The 16,689-nt window shown below is 55.6% G+C and carries 17 protein-coding genes; 9 read left to right on the top strand and 8 right to left on the bottom strand.

Annotated elements, in window-relative coordinates; genetic code table 11:
* Position 1 precedes the first annotated feature (1 nt).
* Together ABFT80_RS23925 and ABFT80_RS23920 are read left to right on the top strand one after the other, a co-directional pair.
* Positions 2-1,651 carry a terminase large subunit gene (locus tag ABFT80_RS23925; protein ID WP_347974460.1) on the top strand — a complete coding sequence of 550 codons (1,650 nt, stop codon included), beginning with the start codon at positions 2-4 and terminating at the stop codon, positions 1,649-1,651.
* 14 nt (positions 1,652-1,665) lie between these two features.
* The gene (locus tag ABFT80_RS23920; RefSeq protein ID WP_347974459.1) at positions 1,666-4,299 is read left to right on the top strand and encodes a lysozyme family protein; all 2,634 of its coding nucleotides are present in this window, start codon (positions 1,666-1,668) and stop codon (positions 4,297-4,299) included.
* A gap of 56 nt (positions 4,300-4,355) precedes the next feature.
* Here the strand turns inward: ABFT80_RS23920 and ABFT80_RS23915 are convergent, their stop codons facing one another.
* Entirely contained in the window at positions 4,356-5,138 is a 783-nt protein-coding gene (locus tag ABFT80_RS23915; RefSeq protein WP_347974458.1) for a hypothetical protein, read from the bottom strand.
* Positions 5,139-5,233: 95 nt separating this feature from the next.
* The gene (locus tag ABFT80_RS23910) at positions 5,234-5,542 is read right to left on the bottom strand and encodes an Arc family DNA-binding protein (RefSeq protein WP_347974457.1); all 309 of its coding nucleotides are present in this window, start codon (positions 5,540-5,542) and stop codon (positions 5,234-5,236) included.
* 94 nt (positions 5,543-5,636) lie between these two features.
* Here ABFT80_RS23910 and ABFT80_RS23905 point away from each other — a divergent pair, with 94 nt between their 5' ends.
* From ABFT80_RS23905 to ABFT80_RS23895, 4 genes are read left to right on the top strand one after another with little or no spacing between them, the layout of a single operon-like run.
* On the top strand, positions 5,637-5,792 hold the full coding sequence (locus ABFT80_RS23905; RefSeq protein ID WP_347974456.1) for a hypothetical protein: 156 nt from the start codon (positions 5,637-5,639) through the stop codon (positions 5,790-5,792).
* Positions 5,792-6,082 carry a hypothetical protein gene (locus tag ABFT80_RS23900; RefSeq protein WP_347974455.1) on the top strand — a complete coding sequence of 97 codons (291 nt, stop codon included), beginning with the start codon at positions 5,792-5,794 and terminating at the stop codon, positions 6,080-6,082. The genes ABFT80_RS23905 and ABFT80_RS23900 overlap by 1 nt, the downstream gene beginning before the upstream one ends.
* Positions 6,079-6,390 (top strand): helix-turn-helix domain-containing protein, encoded by a 312-nt coding sequence (locus ABFT80_RS28165; RefSeq protein WP_455189999.1) that lies wholly within the window; start codon positions 6,079-6,081, stop codon positions 6,388-6,390. The genes ABFT80_RS23900 and ABFT80_RS28165 overlap by 4 nt, the downstream gene beginning before the upstream one ends.
* Entirely contained in the window at positions 6,276-7,403 is a 1,128-nt protein-coding gene (locus ABFT80_RS23895; RefSeq protein WP_347974454.1) for a tyrosine-type recombinase/integrase, read from the top strand. Before ABFT80_RS28165 ends, ABFT80_RS23895 begins: the two co-directional genes overlap by 115 nt.
* A gap of 611 nt (positions 7,404-8,014) precedes the next feature.
* On the opposite strand, the gene ABFT80_RS23890 is transcribed toward ABFT80_RS23895, so the two are convergent.
* Positions 8,015-8,524, bottom strand: coding sequence for a PIN domain-containing protein (locus tag ABFT80_RS23890; protein ID WP_347974453.1), 510 nt, complete (start codon positions 8,522-8,524; stop codon positions 8,015-8,017).
* 805 nt (positions 8,525-9,329) lie between these two features.
* Between ABFT80_RS23890 and ABFT80_RS23885 the strand changes: the two genes are divergently transcribed.
* Positions 9,330-10,451 (top strand): SEC-C domain-containing protein, encoded by a 1,122-nt coding sequence (locus ABFT80_RS23885; RefSeq protein WP_347974452.1) that lies wholly within the window; start codon positions 9,330-9,332, stop codon positions 10,449-10,451.
* A 267-nt stretch (positions 10,452-10,718) separates the two neighbouring features.
* Here the strand turns inward: ABFT80_RS23885 and ABFT80_RS23880 are convergent, their stop codons facing one another.
* Positions 10,719-11,048, bottom strand: a complete 330-nt coding sequence (locus tag ABFT80_RS23880; RefSeq protein WP_347974451.1) for a hypothetical protein — start codon at positions 11,046-11,048, stop codon at positions 10,719-10,721.
* Between the two features lie 289 nt (positions 11,049-11,337).
* Between ABFT80_RS23880 and ABFT80_RS23875 the strand changes: the two genes are divergently transcribed.
* Positions 11,338-12,243, top strand: a complete 906-nt coding sequence (locus ABFT80_RS23875) for a 3'-5' exonuclease (protein WP_347974588.1) — start codon at positions 11,338-11,340, stop codon at positions 12,241-12,243.
* A 187-nt stretch (positions 12,244-12,430) separates the two neighbouring features.
* Here the strand turns inward: ABFT80_RS23875 and ABFT80_RS23870 are convergent, their stop codons facing one another.
* The 3 genes from ABFT80_RS23870 to ABFT80_RS23860 all read right to left on the bottom strand — a co-directional run bounded on the left by ABFT80_RS23870 (position 12,431) and on the right by ABFT80_RS23860 (position 14,722).
* Positions 12,431-13,078, bottom strand: a complete 648-nt coding sequence (locus ABFT80_RS23870; protein WP_347974450.1) for an SDR family oxidoreductase — start codon at positions 13,076-13,078, stop codon at positions 12,431-12,433.
* A gap of 67 nt (positions 13,079-13,145) precedes the next feature.
* Complete coding sequence (locus ABFT80_RS23865; protein ID WP_347974449.1) at positions 13,146-13,529, bottom strand: nuclear transport factor 2 family protein; 384 nt, start codon at positions 13,527-13,529, stop codon at positions 13,146-13,148.
* 35 nt (positions 13,530-13,564) lie between these two features.
* A complete protein-coding gene (locus ABFT80_RS23860) occupies positions 13,565-14,722 on the bottom strand; it encodes an NADH:flavin oxidoreductase/NADH oxidase (RefSeq protein ID WP_347974448.1) in 1,158 nt (385 codons plus the stop codon).
* 179 nt (positions 14,723-14,901) lie between these two features.
* On the opposite strand from ABFT80_RS23860, the gene ABFT80_RS23855 reads away from it, so the two are divergent.
* A complete protein-coding gene (locus tag ABFT80_RS23855) occupies positions 14,902-15,474 on the top strand; it encodes a TetR/AcrR family transcriptional regulator (protein WP_347974447.1) in 573 nt (190 codons plus the stop codon).
* A gap of 481 nt (positions 15,475-15,955) precedes the next feature.
* Here ABFT80_RS23855 and ABFT80_RS23850 read toward each other — a convergent pair whose 3' ends face one another.
* Complete coding sequence (locus ABFT80_RS23850; RefSeq protein WP_347974446.1) at positions 15,956-16,651, bottom strand: Ntn hydrolase family protein; 696 nt, start codon at positions 16,649-16,651, stop codon at positions 15,956-15,958.
* Between the last annotated feature and the right edge of the window lie 38 nt (positions 16,652-16,689).

The following is a 16,689-nucleotide window of genomic DNA, read 5'->3' as shown; positions in this document are numbered from 1 at the left end:
CATGCCAATCAAGCTAAAGTTTAAGCCCAAAAAGGTCGCTAATCCCTTCCCGGAAATTTCCGACCCGCTTGGCCACGGTCAGCGGGCGGTCGATTTCCTGCGCAGTTTGAAGCACCCAAAGTCCCGCAATCCAGATCGTGCATTCCAGCTTGATCCTTGGCAGGAACGCATCGTCCGGCAGATATACGGTCCAACAGACGACGACGGGAACCGGATCATCCGCAACGTGGTGATGTTGCTCCCACGCGGCAACAGGAAAACCTCGCTAGGCGCTGCCCTGTCGCTTCTGCACACCATGGGACCGGAAGCCGTTCCCGGTGGCGAAGCATTGTTCGCTGCGTCGGATCAGAAACAAGCCAAGATCGGATTTCGTGAGACCGAAAGCATCATCGGGGCCGGTGGCCATATGTGGCGGAAGGGTCAGGCGTCCCGCCGCTTCGATGCGACCGGCCATATCAAGCTTCAGGAATACAAGAACCGGATCAGCTTCCCGAACGGCTCATTCCTTGAAGCCCTATCGAACGACGCCGGGACGCAGCACGGGCGTACGCCTGTCTTTGCCCTGATAGATGAACTCCACGCATGGAAGAAGCGTGATCTATGGGACGTAATCCGCACCGGTCTTGTGAAGGTTCCGAACTCTCTGTCTGTCGTCATCACGACAGCGGGACGCGGACAGGAAAACATTGCCTTCGACGTGATCGACTATGCCCGTAAGGTGGCGCGCGGCGAGATAAACGATCCGGCTACGCTACCAATCCTGTTCGAGACAAACCGGGACGCCGATTGGCAAGATGAAACGGTCTGGCACGCCGCGAACCCCGGCCTCGCATATGGCTATCCTGACCTTCAAGGACTTCGCCAGCTTGCGCGTGAGGCGGCGCAACGCCCTGCCGACCGCGAAGCTTTCAGGCAATTGCACCTCAATATATGGCTCGACCATTCGTCGGACCCGTTTGTTGACATGTCGGATTATGACAAGGGAGCCGAACCCTTCGACCTGTCCGACCTCGAACATGAACCGTGCTGGCTGGCAGTGGACCTCTCGTCAAACTCAGACCTGACCGTCATCGTGGCGGCATGGCGTGACGGTGAAGACGGATACATTGTCCACCCGTGGTTTTTCTGCCCTGCCGATAACCTGACCCGAAAGGCGGAACGCGACGGCGTGCCGTACCCGCTTTGGGCCGAAGAAGGCTACATCGAACCGACCCCCGGCAACGTGGTCGATTTCCGCACGGTCGAAGACACGATCCGCGATCTTTGCGAGCGTTTCGAGGTGCGGGAAATCGCGTTCGATCCGCATCTTGCCCGCGTCATGATGAGCAATCTCCGCGAAGACGGCTATCCCGCAATCGAGATGCGGCAAGGCTGGGTGACGATGGCACCAGCCATCAAAGAGCTTGAACGCGCCATCGTCGCGGGCCGGTTCCAGCATGGCGGGCACCCCGTATTGCGCTGGAACGTCGATAACATCGCCGTCGAAATCGACAAGGCCGGGAACAAGGCATTCCACAAAGGCAAATCCCGCGACCGGATCGATGGCGCTGTTGCCGCTGCGATGGCCGTGGGGCGGGCAGCAACCGGAGAAGGTTCCAGCAAATCCATCTTCGATGATCCTACCGTCACCGCCCAAGACCTCGTTTGGTAGAAAGAAGCTCGATCATGGCAACCGATCAAGAACGTCTCGTCATCGCTTTGGAAGCCCGCATCCGGGATTTCGAGCGCAATTTCCAGAAGGCTAACAAAACCGCCAACGACAATTTCGCCAATATAGAGCGGCGTGCAAAGCAGTCCGGCGACCGGATGGAAAGCGCCCTTGGCGGTTCAGCCTCGAAGCTGGCGGGCAACATGAACAGCATGTTTGCGCCGTTCATGCGCGGTGGCGTCGTGTTCGCTGGCGTCGTGGGCGCGACCATGGCGGTGAAGGAGATTTCCAAAAGCATTGCCGAAGTGGACCGGGAAGCCCGAAAGGCTGGCGTCTCCGCACAGGTCTGGCAGCGCTGGACATACGTTGCGGCGGCAACCGGGGCGACCATCGACGGCGTGACCGATGCCCTGAAGGAACTCAATATCCGAGGAAACGAGTTCGCTCAGACCGGCAAGGGTGGCGGTGCGGAATGGTTCGAGCGGCTGGGCTATACGGCAGAGGAAGTCGGAAAGAAACTGCAAGACCCCAGCCGATTTCTGGACGAGATCATCGGCAAGCTACAGAGGCTTGACCGGGCCAGCCAGACGCGTGCGCTGGACGAGATATTCGGCGGCACCGGGGCCGAACAGTTGGCGAAGGTGCTGGGCCTATCCGTCTCGGAAATCCAGAAGCTTCGCGGAGAGGCAGCGACCTTCACAGACGAGCAGATCGCAGCGGCTAAGAAGATCGACGCAGAGTTCGAGACCCTTTGGCGCAATGTGCAGGTGTACAGCAAGAAAGCCGCTATCGAGGGCGTAGGCTATGCCAGCAAGATCATCGGCGCGCTGCGTGGCGAATGGCTTCCGGGATACCAGTCGCAGGAAGATGCGCTTGCCTATCTTAAATCCGATGCGGCCCAGCTTGCCGCTGCCCGCAAGAACAGGGACGCCATACAGGCCCAGATAAAGAGCCTTGCAGACGGCCCGGACTTTGCCACGAAGAATTTGGAACTGCGCATATTGCAGGGACACCTTCAGGCAGCGGAAGAACAGGTCAAAGCGCTTGAAGATGCTGTCTCCGAACTCCCCGCAACCACGCAGGAAGCCGGTGCGGCGTTCAACAATACGGCAACCGCTGCCCTGAACTTCAAGAAATCTCTGGTCGAACTGAAAAACCTCGTGCCTGAGTTGAAGGCCGAGCTGGACGAGCTTGGCAAACTCGACGCCATCGACGCCGCGTTCCGTAAGGTCGCGGGCAACGCAAGCACGATGTCGGAACTCATGGGCGCGGTGGACATCGCGAACCGTGCCAAGTCCATCGCCCAATTCGGCAACCACAACAATATGCTGGACCTGATCGGCGCTGCCGAGGGCACCGACAAAGGCCGGGGCTACAATGAAACGCTGGGATATGGAGCCTATACGGGCGGCGCGGTGAACCTCACCGGCATGACCTTAAATGAAGTGCTGGCAATGCAAAAGCGTATGCTGGCACACCCCGACAACAGCTTCAATTCATCGGCAGTCGGCAGATACCAGATCGTCAGCACCACCTTGCGGGACGCCATGAAGAAGATGGGGCTGACCGGGGATCGCCTCTTTGATGAAGATACGCAGGACGAAATCGCCCGGTTTCTCCTGCGTCGTCGGGGAAACAATGTCGCTGGGCTGCGCAACGAGTGGGAAGGTCTTCGCCGTGTCGATGAAGGCACGATCCAGCAGGCATATGGCGGGACGCCGGTCGCAGCCCAGAAGCTCGCACCGACCGAAGGCCAACAGCAACAGATAGACCTTGCAAAGCAGCATGACGCAGCCCGCAAAAGCCTCAATCAGACCATCCAAGAGAGCCTAGAACTGGCACAATTCGAGCAATCGATTTCCGGCATGAGCGCCCAGCGCCAGCAGATCGAATTGCAGCTTTTCCAGTATCAGCAGGAAGCCAAGCGCAACGGCATCACGCTCACCGAGGCTGAGCTTAACCAGATGCGCGAGAAGGTGACGCTCACGCAGCAACTGTCGCGGGAGACCATCGCAGCCGCTGAGACAACGAATGGAATGTTGCAAGCCCAGGAATATTTCGGACAGTCGTTTGCCAACGCCCTGACCGGCCTCGCCACCGGCACCACGACGCTGGAACAGGCGCTGCAACAGCTTTTGAACAGCCTCATTCAGGTGACATTGCAGGCGGCTTTGCTTGGTCAGGGTCCGCTCGCAGGCGTGTTTGGCACCACTGGCGGCGGCGGATTGTTCGGATCGCTATTCGGCGGTTTGAAACTCGCATCCGGTGGCCGTGTCAGTGGTCCCGGTGGACCAAAAGCGGATCGCATTCCAGCTATGCTTTCAGATGGGGAATATGTTGTGAACGCCGCAGCGACCCGGAAGCATGGTGCATTGCTGGAAGCCATCAACAGCGGGGGTGTACCGGCTTTTGCGAATGGCGGATCAGTCGGGAGTGGCAGCTACATTGCGGGGGCGACCACCCGAAACACCACGTATTCCCCGACGATCAACATCACTCAGCAATCATCCGGCGATACCCGCCTAGACCGCGAACATGCCGAGGCAACCGCCAGCGCGATGCGCAGCATGGTCCAGACCGAGATTGCCGAGATGATGCAAAACGAAATGCGTCCGCAGGGAACCATCGCTAGACGGGCGTTTAGAGCGTGATTACTGGACATTCGTCTATTATAGAATGCCCGGCCGTCCCAAGCGTAGACTGTGCCTCAGAGAACCGTCTTGGTAATCTTGCGCACTCCCTCGATCAATTCGGTAACTTCTTCCTTGGTTGGCTCAGCCTGCTTTTTGTGATCGCATTTATTTCTGAGATCGCCGAGGTGCTGAATAAATCGCCATGTCGCTGTTTCGATAACGTTCGCGGTCTTCAGAGCGTCGTTCAAGTCGGAAATCGCAGGGTCTTTCTTGCGCAATGGAACGGTATGTCTTTCGCACACTCCGCTCAAATGGCCCTCTAATACGACACCCGCGATTGCGCCGGCTCCGCGCTGAAAGCCTTTCTTATTCAACTCATCTGACGCATCTAATTCATCGTCCAAAAGGTCCGCATGAACTAACGTTTTTATATCGTAAAGCGATGATTTGAAGCGATCTCGGAGACCAGCGACGATGTTGACTTGTTGGTACATCGGTTGAAGCGCAGAAGCTGGACTTGCGACGACGGTTCCGTAATGTTTTACAGTAGTCCCCCTAAGCGCATCGCTGATTGTATAGTTGGAGTATAGTATGTCTTTGCGTGCGCCTTTGTGAATGTAATACGCTCGAAAATCTTCTGCTCTATCAGGGATGAGCTGAACAACTAAAGCTAGCGCTTCTGAATACCATTGTTGATAGCTGGCGTCGAAATCAGGAAGATTTTTCAAATCCTCTTCATCCATGTCAACTTTCGTCACCATGCTAGGGTGGTGCTGTCTCTGCATCGAAAGGACAAGCCTAGCACCTTGTTTATGTAGGCGTGCAATGTCTTTCTCGTAGCGTTCGAACCCCGCCATCCAGTCCCCCTAAAATATTTCTTTAGCTTGATTTGGACTGTCTAGAGGTTACCTTGCCACTTCAAGCTCGGTTCGACCATTTTCCCCGACAATCACTATCCCCGGTTGAGCACTTGATCATCTTCGATAATCTTTAGCCGCTTCTGAAGTTCTTTTATCGTCTCAGTTAGATTGCTCACACTGCCTCTTAGTTCGGCGCGTAGGTTTTCAATCTCATTTGCCAGCATCTTGTCAGATGCCTGACCGTCGAAACCTCCTTCCAAGCTCCATTCCAGCCGCATCCTGATTTCAGCATTCAGCGACCGACCTGCCGCCCTAGCAGCATCTGCGAGGCTATCCTTCAGTTCTTCCGGCAACCGCATACTGATCGGATCAGGGCGGGATTTCGTCGCGTTTGTGTCCATGTCAAAACGTGTAACACAGGGTATTGCGCACGGCTACCTTTTTGGTTACAACTACCATTGTAGTTTTTTGTAACACATTCGAATGGAGCCAAATATGGGTAAGCCTAACCCCGTCAGCATCCGCATTCCCGTAGAGCTAAAAGACTGGCTGAATGCCAAGGCGAAAGCTGAACACCGAAACATGACCGGGCAGCTTCTGCATATTCTAGCGTTGGCCAAACAGGCCGAAGACGCGAAGGAGGCAGCGTGATGGGGATTGATCAACTTTTTGAGCCGTTCGGCATAGAGTTGGAAAAGGATGGCCGTAGCTACTTTGCCACCGTATGCGGCCATACACGGGCCGCCAAACTGGCAATCAGCGCGGACGAGTACAGCGAATTGCAGGGGCTCTTGGAAGCCAATCCCGAACAGACTTTCGAGGTCTGGCTGGCGTTCCAAGCTCAACGCCAAGGCAAAGGGGGTTACATCGACCTGCCGGATGGCTCCCTACAGTTCAAGTTCACGGGCGACGTGGATTTATATGGGGATGTTGCGCGATGACCGAACCCCTCCACACACCCGAACAAGCTGCAAAGATACTTGGCATATCGGTGAAGACACTCCGCGAACATGTCCGCTTCGGTCGCATCCGATCCATCATCGTCGGCAGCGGCAAGAAGCGCTCGACGCGCCGCTTCACCGACAAGAACATCGCCAGCTTCATCGAAAATCAGAAAGTCCGGGAGGTCGCACCGTGTCAGTCTTCAAGCACCCCAAAAGTCCCTTCTATCAAATTGAGTTCCATATCGACGGTCATCCCTTTCGAGGCTCTTCAAAAACCCGCAACAAAAAAGAAGCAGAAGCTGTAGAGCGGCAGTGGCGACACAAGGCCAGCGCCGAGATTGAAGTGAAAAAGCGCACCGGCAACGCGCCGATGACGCTCAGCATTGCGTCGGGGCGCTACATGACCGAAGTCATGCCGGGTAAGTCGTCCGAGGGTGACAGCTACCGCGCATTGCACCGGCTCATAAAGGCCATCGGTGGCCAAACGCTCATGAGCGACATCACCGACAGCCATGTCGCTGCGTATATCGCCACCCGGCGCAAACAGACCCGTTGGGGCCGAAAAGAGTTCAAGGACGGCTCACCAGTAGGCAAAGTCTCAGGCGCGACCATCAATCGGGAGGTGGCCGTTCTCAAACGCCTGTTTTTCCGCTCACGTCGGACGTGGAAGATCGCACTCCCGAACGAACCGGACTGGCGCGGCCACATACAGGCCGAAGAATTAGAGCGCGTTTCCGAGTTCAGCGATGCTCAGACGGATGCGCTCTACGCCACTGTGCGACCTGATTACCTGCCATGGTTTGAGTTCGCTCACGTTAGCGGCCTTCGGCTCAGCGAGACAATCCTTCGATGGACTTCCGTCAACTGGACCACGGGCCAGATCAGGACGAAAGGGAAGGGCAACAAGTGGGTGGTTACGCATATCTCACCGACCATCCGCGAGGTGCTGGAACCGCTGATTGGTCATCACCCGGATTACGTGTTCACATACGTCGCGAAGCGTACGTGCAAGCACACCGGCAAAATCAGGGGCCAGCGATACCCGCTCACTTACGAGGGCATCCAATCGCATTGGGGGAGGTTGAAAAAGGTCGAAGGTCTTCACGGCGTTCGCATCCACGACATCCGTCATGACGCTGCTTCTAAGATCGTGCGGGCCACCGGAAATCTGAAAATTGCAAAGACCCTTCTCAATCATAGCTCGATTGCCGTCACGGATCGTTACGCTCACGTACTGCCGGATGAAGTAGTCGCCGGTATGGAGGCCGTCGCAAAGTCCCGGAAAATTTCCCGGAATGCAAAGGCGGATGCGGCTTAAGTCATGAAATCGTTAAGTGAAATCGCTTGCACCTACCGGCCTTCTAAGCCGATGGTCACAGGTTCGAATCCTGTCGGGATCGCCAACACCAGATTTGGCATTGAAAAATAATAGTTTTCCATTGTTATCGCTGGTCTGGTTTGTCCGTAGGCGGCTTGATATGGGCATTACGCTGCGTTTGATTTGTCCACTTTCGTTTTCCGAGCTGTTAGGGCGGCTTCCCAGCTTCCAAAGGCGCTTACGTACGCGGCATCAAAAGCCTTAACTCCGATGATGTGTTCATATCCGGGGACGTGCCGAGATCCATCTCGTAACGTTTGGGTACACGATCACTGAACGGCCAGTTTCCGGCGGACTTGGAGTGTGGTGAAACACCAAACGAAAGCTGTTGCTTTTCCCGATCCCGAGGGTTTTGCACATCAACCTCTTAGATCATTCAGCGTAGCGCTGATAAAGTCGCTTGATACGCTGCTTTAGCCAAACGGCTGGAATGAAAGCTCTCCAAAAACGCCGACGACATGCGCCGGCGCTTTTTTAAGAAGTTTGTGGATACGTTGGATTTGCGGTCGATAGGCAGTTCAGTGCCTCCGACCGTGCGCTTCGGCGCTTTGTCAGGCGGCCGACAGGTAATTAAACTTGCCTGTCGGCTCCTGCCTGCTTACCCATCTCTTGGCCAAGACATCGTAGACCCCTGGCATCATGAAATGCGCATCAATCTTCACGAACTCTTTTACACTTATAGCAGCGATGGGTAGTCCGTACGCTATCGCAGCTGCGGCGGTCGCGACATGGTGCCCAAACGATGGATTTCTGACCTTAGGATCAGGAAGCCAAACGTTCTTCAACGGTCTGCATTCCAGGATAGCAGCAAGGACTCTGGCAGTTTCCCACATCCTTTCCGATAACACCGAGCGTTTAGTTCGCTCCGACGTTAGCCACTTTTGAAGGTCTGCCGCCTTGCTGGGATTCGTTTGAGCAGCGCGGTTGATCCCGCGTTGAATATCAACAAGCGTCGCAGACGTGAATACGATGTCGTGAGAACTCAGGAAATCTAGGGCCTGTGCGTTTGGCCGTTGTTTTGGTGTCTCGCTAACCAGGCAGGTCGATGCGATAAATGTCATTAAGTTTCCTCTTCGATATGAGCCAAAATCGGCTGCATATCTCGAATGAAGCATCTCTGCCGGTTATCCGTTTAATTCCGAAATTTTCTTGATCGAATCCTTCACGTGGTTAATTTTGGGTTGATTAGGGAGGCCGCGGCGGCAGAGGCAGACCATTCTTACAATACCTATGAGCTGCTAGGTGACATCGAAAAGGTCGTAATCATCGCGAACGTTGCATTCCAATGCGGCGTCGAGTCCTTTGCAGGGGTAATAAGGCGCGCTGGGGAGAAGGAGGATGGATGATAGGGTTAATTGTTGTCTGCAATCAACATTCTGAATGCCTGCGGGCGCATCAGCCATTCAGAATGAAAGCCGTTGTCTACGACACTTGTTATGCTCTCCGGATCGACGGCCGATGGAACCAAGGCACAACATCCGGCACGCGAAAAACCAATGCATGGGCGCAGCAGCACTGCGAATGTATGCGGGCCAGATGCGCAATCTGGGCCTCTGTCACCAACGGGTGCGTGTTGGCATCATTTCGGTCCGCAAGATCGGAACGACGCAGCAAGATACGACGTCGGGTTTCGGCAGCATCGTTCGCCGTCACGTACAAACTGCAATGGGCTCAAATGGGACCTGCAACTGTTGAGTGGAGAGGGGATGGCGGGTTTCGAGAGGCAATCTCGAGCAGCAGACTCTAATGACCAGTCGTAGGGCCGCAGCCGTTACACGCCCATTGTAGTGGGCGGGACAACGCATTGGAATTCGCTCTGCTTGGTGCAACAAGCTTTCGAAAGAAAGATGGAGACGGAGTGAGGGAATGAAGGGGCTGGGAAGAAACGACACGTGTTGGTGCGGGTCAGGAAAAAAGTACAAGAAGTGCCACCTTGATCGCTCGCTCCAAGAGAGAGGTAATCCGTGGGATGCAGTTGCAGCTAACAAAAAGGCGTTTCACGCGAAGAAATGTGCTGCAAAGGATGTAGGGCTGGGCGACTGTGAGGGCAGGATAATCAAGGCCCATACTGTGTCACGCGGGCCAAATTTGGTAAAAATCGCAAGGAATGGCAAAGTCACGTGCTATACAGCCGATCCTTCCCGATTAATCAAGAACGGTGGCAAATTAGATTCCGTTGAGATCGGCATTGCCGATGCTTCTGTTTTCTATGGCTTTTGTTCCAAGCATGATCGCACTCTGTTCTCGTGTATAGAGAACGAGCCCTTCAATGGCAGAGCAGACCAGTGCCTCGCTGTCGCGTACCGCACTCTCAGTCGAGAGTTTTACGGGAAGGACGCGGGAAGCCATCTTAGGGAGACCCTAAGGAATGCTGACAAGGGAAGGACGCTGATTGAACAGGTTCGGTTACAAGCGCTGCTAGACATGATCGATCAGGGCAACGACTTGGCAAAAAAAGACCTAGCGAACACTTATGAAAAGCTCACTTCGGCTCTGGTCGAAGGCCAAGGTGAGGCCTTGCGATCGATAATCATCGAGTTTGAAGGTATGCTCCCATTTATGGTGGCGGGAGCGTGGTCCCCATTCACCGACTTCTATGGAGATGAGCTTCAGAAGGGCTTCGCGGACGAAAATCTGGAGCAAATATTCATATCAAGCTTTGCCGGGAGCGACTGGAGCAAAATTTGTATATCGTGGCTGAACAAACCCGATGCTCCAGGCAAGGTTATAGCTGATCAAATTTGCATGCTCCCTAAAACGCAACAGTCAAGTGCATGCCTTCAGCTCTCCGTAAAGCACGTGGAGAACATATTTTACTCACCAGTCTGGTTTGACTCGCTTAATGAGACTGAACTTGAGCAATTGTATATGTTAGCATCCAGTGGCGTGGATACAATGGGCAGTGTGCCGGACGCACGGATCAACTTGGATCTGAAATTCGGCCTAACTGACAACTCTCGCATTCTCACCCTGCCTCACGATGAATGAACGCGACAATGGCAGATACGAGCGAACCGCCGCTTTTGGGATATGGGTGTTGATCTGTAAACGACCGCAATGGGGTCGCTAGCCGAACGGAAACTTGTCTTAGGTCCGAGCCAAAGCCGGACAGTCGGGCATAGTCTAAGCTGCTGCCTTAGAGGTCACTGACCGCCAACCTGTACGCTTTGGTCACCCACATGAGCCTTTGAGCCTCTACGGAATTTTAACGATGTTTCTTGTCCGTGACCATCCACCTGTCATGAACCTGATCACCTATTGAGCGGCGCATTTTCCGTTCCGCAATGCCGAGTTGATAGCAATGACCTCGCCCTTGTGTTGTGCGACAAGACCTTCCTTGTCTGCGCCTGTGAGGCTACTCATGGGGACCCCAATCAAGAAAACGCCTACGGCATCGCCAGTGACAGCACTTCTTTGCTGCGCTTCTACCGCCGTTAACGCTTGGCTCGACTTCCGGTGCTCATCCTGAAGTTGATTGCAGGTGAGACCAGAGTAAGCGTTCACTGGCATTGAAATGGCGGTGATTGCGTCTGGATTTTTTGCGCAGCCCGAAACGACTGCGGCCGCGATTATCTTGGTTTTCATGAATATTCCCCTTAACCCGCTGACATAAAAGCAAACGGTGATTGGGCTGTCTAGGCGGTTTGCGTGCAACGTTGGATTGAGACCACAGATGGCGGTATGCCATTTGACGCGCAGCGAGCGACCTTGGTAGACACGTTTTCCACAGTAACGGGCTTGGTCATCTGGAACCGAGCAGAAATTGTAAAGGCGAGGGGGACGACAATTGAACGAGCCAATCGGTCAATTCGATCTCTTTGATGAAGCGCCGGGCTACCGACAGGTGCCAAGGCCTGCGCTCAAAAAGCGGAAAATGGCTAGCATTGCCGATTATTCGACGTGGGATGCGGAGGTTGCTGCACGCCGCCTCGAAGACACTGGAGACTTCAGGGTTCTGCGCAGGCTGTCGCCCAGGCAGATCGTAGCACGCAGCGAAAGCAATTACTCAAAGCTTGCCGTACTCGTAGATACTGAAACCACCGGCCTTCAACATTCAAAGGATGAGGTCATTGAAATCGGCGCTGTCGCATTCTCGTTCAACGATGAGGGTGAGATAGGTGACGTAATCGCGGTATACAGCGCCCTGCGCCAACCCTCGATACCAATTCCACCTGAGATTACGCGACTGACGGGTATCACGGATGTCATGGTCGAAGGTCAGGACATTGACATCGCAGCATTGGATGACCTGATCGAACCGGCCGATCTCGTCATCGCTCACAACGCCGCCTTTGATCGTCCGTTTTGCGAAAAGCTTTCGCCGTCATTTATTCCGAAAGCTTGGGCCTGTTCAGTCTCCGAAATACGATGGGCAGATCTTGGCTTTGAGGGCAACAAGCTCGGATACCTTGTTGGTCAATCGGGCTTTTTCCATGAAGGACATCGCGCTACCGACGATTGCCACGCTCTGCTCGAAGTTTTGTCACGGCCGATAGGAGAGGGCGGTCGGCAGCCCTTTGCCGAATTGTTGCAGTCGAGTTCCCGATGCCGGGTGCAGATTTTTGCCCTGAACTCACCTTTCGATATGAAGGATCATCTCAAAGCTAGGGGCTACCGCTGGTCCGACGGCAGCGATGGGCGGCCGAAGGCATGGTGGGTCGAAATTGAGGAAGACCTCTACGACGACGAACTTCGATACCTACGTACCGAAATCTACCGTTGGGACGAAGCTGAGCCGCTGACGGTTCGGCTCACTGCTTTTGACAGATTTCGGAAATGAGCTGCTGGGTTGTGATCAGTCGATTGGTGGCGCTACCAACCCAGCGGCCAACGTCGGCTTGTGCCCCGAAACTGCCTTAAGAAATGATTTCCTAGTCGCAGCGTGTTGGGCAAATACCGACGGCTGAATTGGGGTGGATACTAGACAGTCCGCTTTTGCTGATTTGGTTTGCAAAAGCGGACATGTTTTAACCGTTCAGCGTCCATTCCGGGACAGGCGTGTTGCCCGTCGTCAATTCCAAAATGACCTTCTTGGCCGCGGGGTGATCGATAAGTTCGGCGAGAAATGCTGCGACATCGTCTCTTGGGATTTCGCCATAGGGAATGGCGGCACAAGCGCGGACGTGGCCGGTTCCGGCGTCTTCGGTCAAGGTGCCCGGACGCACTATGACCCAATCGAGCGCTGAGGACGCGAGATAGACGTCCGACTGCTTTTTGACTCGCATGTAGTTTTCGAAGCCCTCGTTGCGCTCACCATCGCGGAGTGCATCTGGGAAAACCGACACGAGTAGAAAGCGCTTCACACCGGCTTTTTGTGCCGCATCGACCGAGAGTTCCAGGCCTTTTCCGTCGATCGCGTTCGTCACCTCCATGCCCGCGCCACCAGCGCCGGCAGAGAAAACGACAACGTCACTGCCGGCCATCTTGCCCGCAAGTTCATCGACAGTCAGCTTTGTCAGGTCGCCCTGCACCGGCACCGCGCCTTGGGCTATGATCGTTGCCGCCTGTTCGGGCTTGCGGTGCAAAGCCGATGGCGTGTGGCTGCGCTCAGCCAGGATTTTGGACAGCCGTAACGCAATCTTGCCGGCACCGCCGACGATGAAAACTTTGGCCATAGCTTTTTCCTTCCAGTTGATTAGGAGGCGGGCAATAGGTACCCGTATCCGGTCCAGCAATGATGGGTTAGGCAGTGGGGTGGGAGTGAAAAATTTTACTCAGGATGGTCCACGTTCCATTGATTTTGAGAAGATGGAAGTAGTCCGTAAAGCACTGGCCATCGGAGGAGTCGTTGGTATCGATGCGCGCACTGGCAGCCGTGCCGGTGATATCGATGTAGGCAATGACATGTCGGCTTTCCGGGGTCGCCGTGAAAGCCGTGTCGATGCCCTCGAACAGACCGGAGATCGCACCACCATCTAGCGAACCATCTTTTGAGCTGAACATCGTCGCCTCCTTGGCAAAGGCTGGCTTCATGATAGCGCTGTCCGCTTCGGCAACGCCCTGATTGTACTTGTTCAAGGTCTCGGTGATGGCGTTGTAGTCGTCGATAAACGTTGGTTTGCTCATTTCAGTCTCCTTGGTTTCTAAGAAAAATTATTGGATCAGGCGTCGGTTGTGGCGTCGGCTTTCCACGCACCGAGGCGGTCCAGCTTGCGTTGACGGGCATTGAGCCACCAGCCGATCTGCGGCACCCAACTGGCGTAAGGGGCGTCTGATTTAGCGGCATCTAGCAACTGCTCGGCGTGGTGTGGGAAATTGGGATTGGCGAGAGCTTCGCGGCCGAGGGCCACCAGGTCGGCCTGCCCGGACCGAACGATGGCCTGAGCCTGCTCTGGGTTGACGATTAGGCCAACAGCCATGGTCGAAAGTCCCGTTTCGGCCTTGATGCGATCGGCATGGGGCACCTGATAGCCGTAGCCGTTTGGGTAGTCGTAGGTCGTCCCGATACCGCCCGATGAGCAGTCGATGACATCGACGCCGATCTTCTTCAACTCGCGGGCAAGCGCGATACTATCGTCGATGGTGACTCCACTTTTACTGCCGTCCACGGCCGAGATGCGCACGAAAAGGGGCTTGTTTTGAGGGATGATGCCTCGCATTTCCGCAGCGATTTCCAGTGGCAGGCGCATCCGGTTTTCGAGACTACCGCCATACGCATCCGTGCGTTTGTTGGTCAGCGGGGACAGGAAGGAATTGAGCAGGTAGCCGTGAGCGGCGTGCATCTCGATCACCTCGAAACCTGCGGCAAGCGCGCGGCGGGTGGCAGCTGCGAAGTCTTGGCGCACTTTGGTAATCCCTGCCTCGTCGAGGGCCGATGGGACCAGCCAGCCGTCTGCAACGGGATCTGCGCTGGCGGAAACGACGCCCCAGGGATGATCGCCACGGGCCACGTCGTCGTCATTGAGCGGGCCGTCGCCGAAATAAGGGCGCTGCATAGATGCTTTGGGACCGGCATGAGCAATCTGGATGCCGGGAACCGCGCCTTGAGCCTTCACAAAGCGCGCAATTCGCGCCAGTCCCTCGGTGTGACCATCCTCCCAGATGCCCACATCGCCATGGGTAATTCGTGCTTCGGGCGAAACAGCCGTGGCCTCGACCATAACGAGGCCAAAGCCGCCCAAAGCGAATTTTCCGTAATGAACCGTGTGATAGTCGGTGACATATCCGTCCGCGGCTTCGTATTGGCACATAGGGGACAATGCGAGGCGGTTGCGCAGTGTTATGCCCCGCAATGCGAAGGTATCAAACAGATTTGCCATTTTAAACGTCCAAGCTCTTGGTGTTTCAAGTGATATGAATTATTGTAGCGTTCGTTACAGAGAAACTATATGTAGCGAGCGCTACAGTTAGTCAAGAGCCTTTTCGATTCACCCATCAGGTTGCATTCATGTCTGTCGAAGCTACCCAAGTTCCATCCAAAGTCAGAGGTCGCCCCCGCATGTTCGACCGGGAAGCTGCTCTGCGCAGTGCTTTGGCGCTGTTCTGGCGGGTCGGCTATGAACCGGCGACTATCTCGGAACTCTGCAAGGCGATGGGGATCAATCCGCCCAGCCTTTACGCCGCCTTTGGCAACAAGGCGCAGCTGTTCATGGAGGCGGTGGACTATTATGAAACCACCTATTGGGACGCGGCTTGGCTTCGACTCGAGCAAGCAAAGGACATTCGTCAGGGGATCGTTGATTTCTTCGGTGACGCGGCGCGTATTTTGTCGTTGCCGGATGCGCCTTGTGGATGCCTCGTGACCTTGGGCGCGACCAATGTGTCGCCTGAATCTGGCGAGGTTCACGACGCGCTTAAGGCACTGCGCCTCGAAGGCCGGGTGGCGTTTCAGGCGAGGTTGGAACAGGCGGTCAAGGACGGTCAATTACCGCCGGATACCGCTGTTGGTGCCTTGGCAATGACGCTCAATACGGCAATCGAAGGGATGTCGCTTCAGGCCAGCGACGGAGCAAAACAAGCTGACCTGGAAGCCATCGGCCCGCTTCTCGTGCGGATGCTGCCTACCTTCTGACCGCGAGCCAACGCACATCGCCCGCTCAATTATGGCCGACCGTTCTGATGTCGGTGTGCCACGACGGGCTCACCGACATCATGGCCGCGGCCTGGCTGCAGACCGACCAGTTCGGGGTGGTTCCTGCAGGGCAGGTTCTCAGATAAAAGGTCCGCAAGTTGCCGGGGGCGAGATGCATTCAAGCGACTGCAGAAGCCGGAAACGCAGTAGAAGCGGGTTGGGCATACATCCCGCGACAACTTGAGCTGACGCTGCGTGACGATAGCCGATTCTACTCGTTAGTTCATGTCCGCTTTCGGACACTCCTAACAATGGGCCGAACGTCTCGCATGGGGTCGAAGGCGGCCTGCATGTTGCCTTCTTCGTCAGGATCGAAAGCGACGACAACAATCAGCTTGGCGGGTTTCTTCGGGCCCTCGTCGACGGAAATGCGTTGCACTCCTAATGCATGGCTAAATGGCGTGGCAGGCTTGGAAGCTGATCAATCGAATATGCCGGCGATTGCGGCCTGTTCGGCCTCCTCCCATCGGCGCACGTCCTTGCTCACCTGCTCAATCTCTTTGTCGCTGAGGTGGTGGGCACCGTCCTTGTCGATACGACACAGACTGAATGGCTTGCCGACGCTGGCAGAGGTCAGGTCGAGCGCTTGCAAGACTCGCAGGACGGCTGCGCAACCAAAGCGCAGCGACCGCTCGGACAACTGGAAGTGGGACAGAAGTGAGCCAGCCTGCTGAGCCATGGCCGCGCCGCTACCGATCGCATGAAAGCCGATATCGGCGTAGTTCCCGATCATGCCGGAAGGCGTTATCTCTACGATCCAAGGCTCGCCACCTCGCCATCCTGCAGCCATCACGTATGCCGCTGGCGTCCCGCCGCCTTCGTCGCCCGGAACGTCAGAGATAAACGTCTCGTAGTGATGGCGCAGGATTGGCAGGACCTTTTCTTGCAACGCGCGTCCAATATCAGGTGCGTCCAAAATGGCCGCACTGTTCTCGTTAAAGCACCGTTCGACATCGAACAGCACGGACCGCGCGCCACTGCCACCCCATGCCGCCAACTCTCCCAAGGGATGCAGCTTCTCGGCGGGGTAGGTCATGCCTCGCCCCTTATCTGTGATCTGCGAGTCCGAGCCGAGCACGACCCCATCTTGGCATACGGTGGCAAGCACAACGGTCATGGCTCGATCCTCTCAGGTCGTGTGTTCCTGGAAATTCC

Origin of the sequence: Foliimonas ilicis, assembly GCF_039939195.1 — a bacterium.
GTDB classification, from domain to species: domain Bacteria; phylum Pseudomonadota; class Alphaproteobacteria; order Rhizobiales; family Rhizobiaceae; genus Foliimonas; species Foliimonas ilicis.
This window is presented reverse-complemented; position numbering and strand designations above follow the sequence as displayed.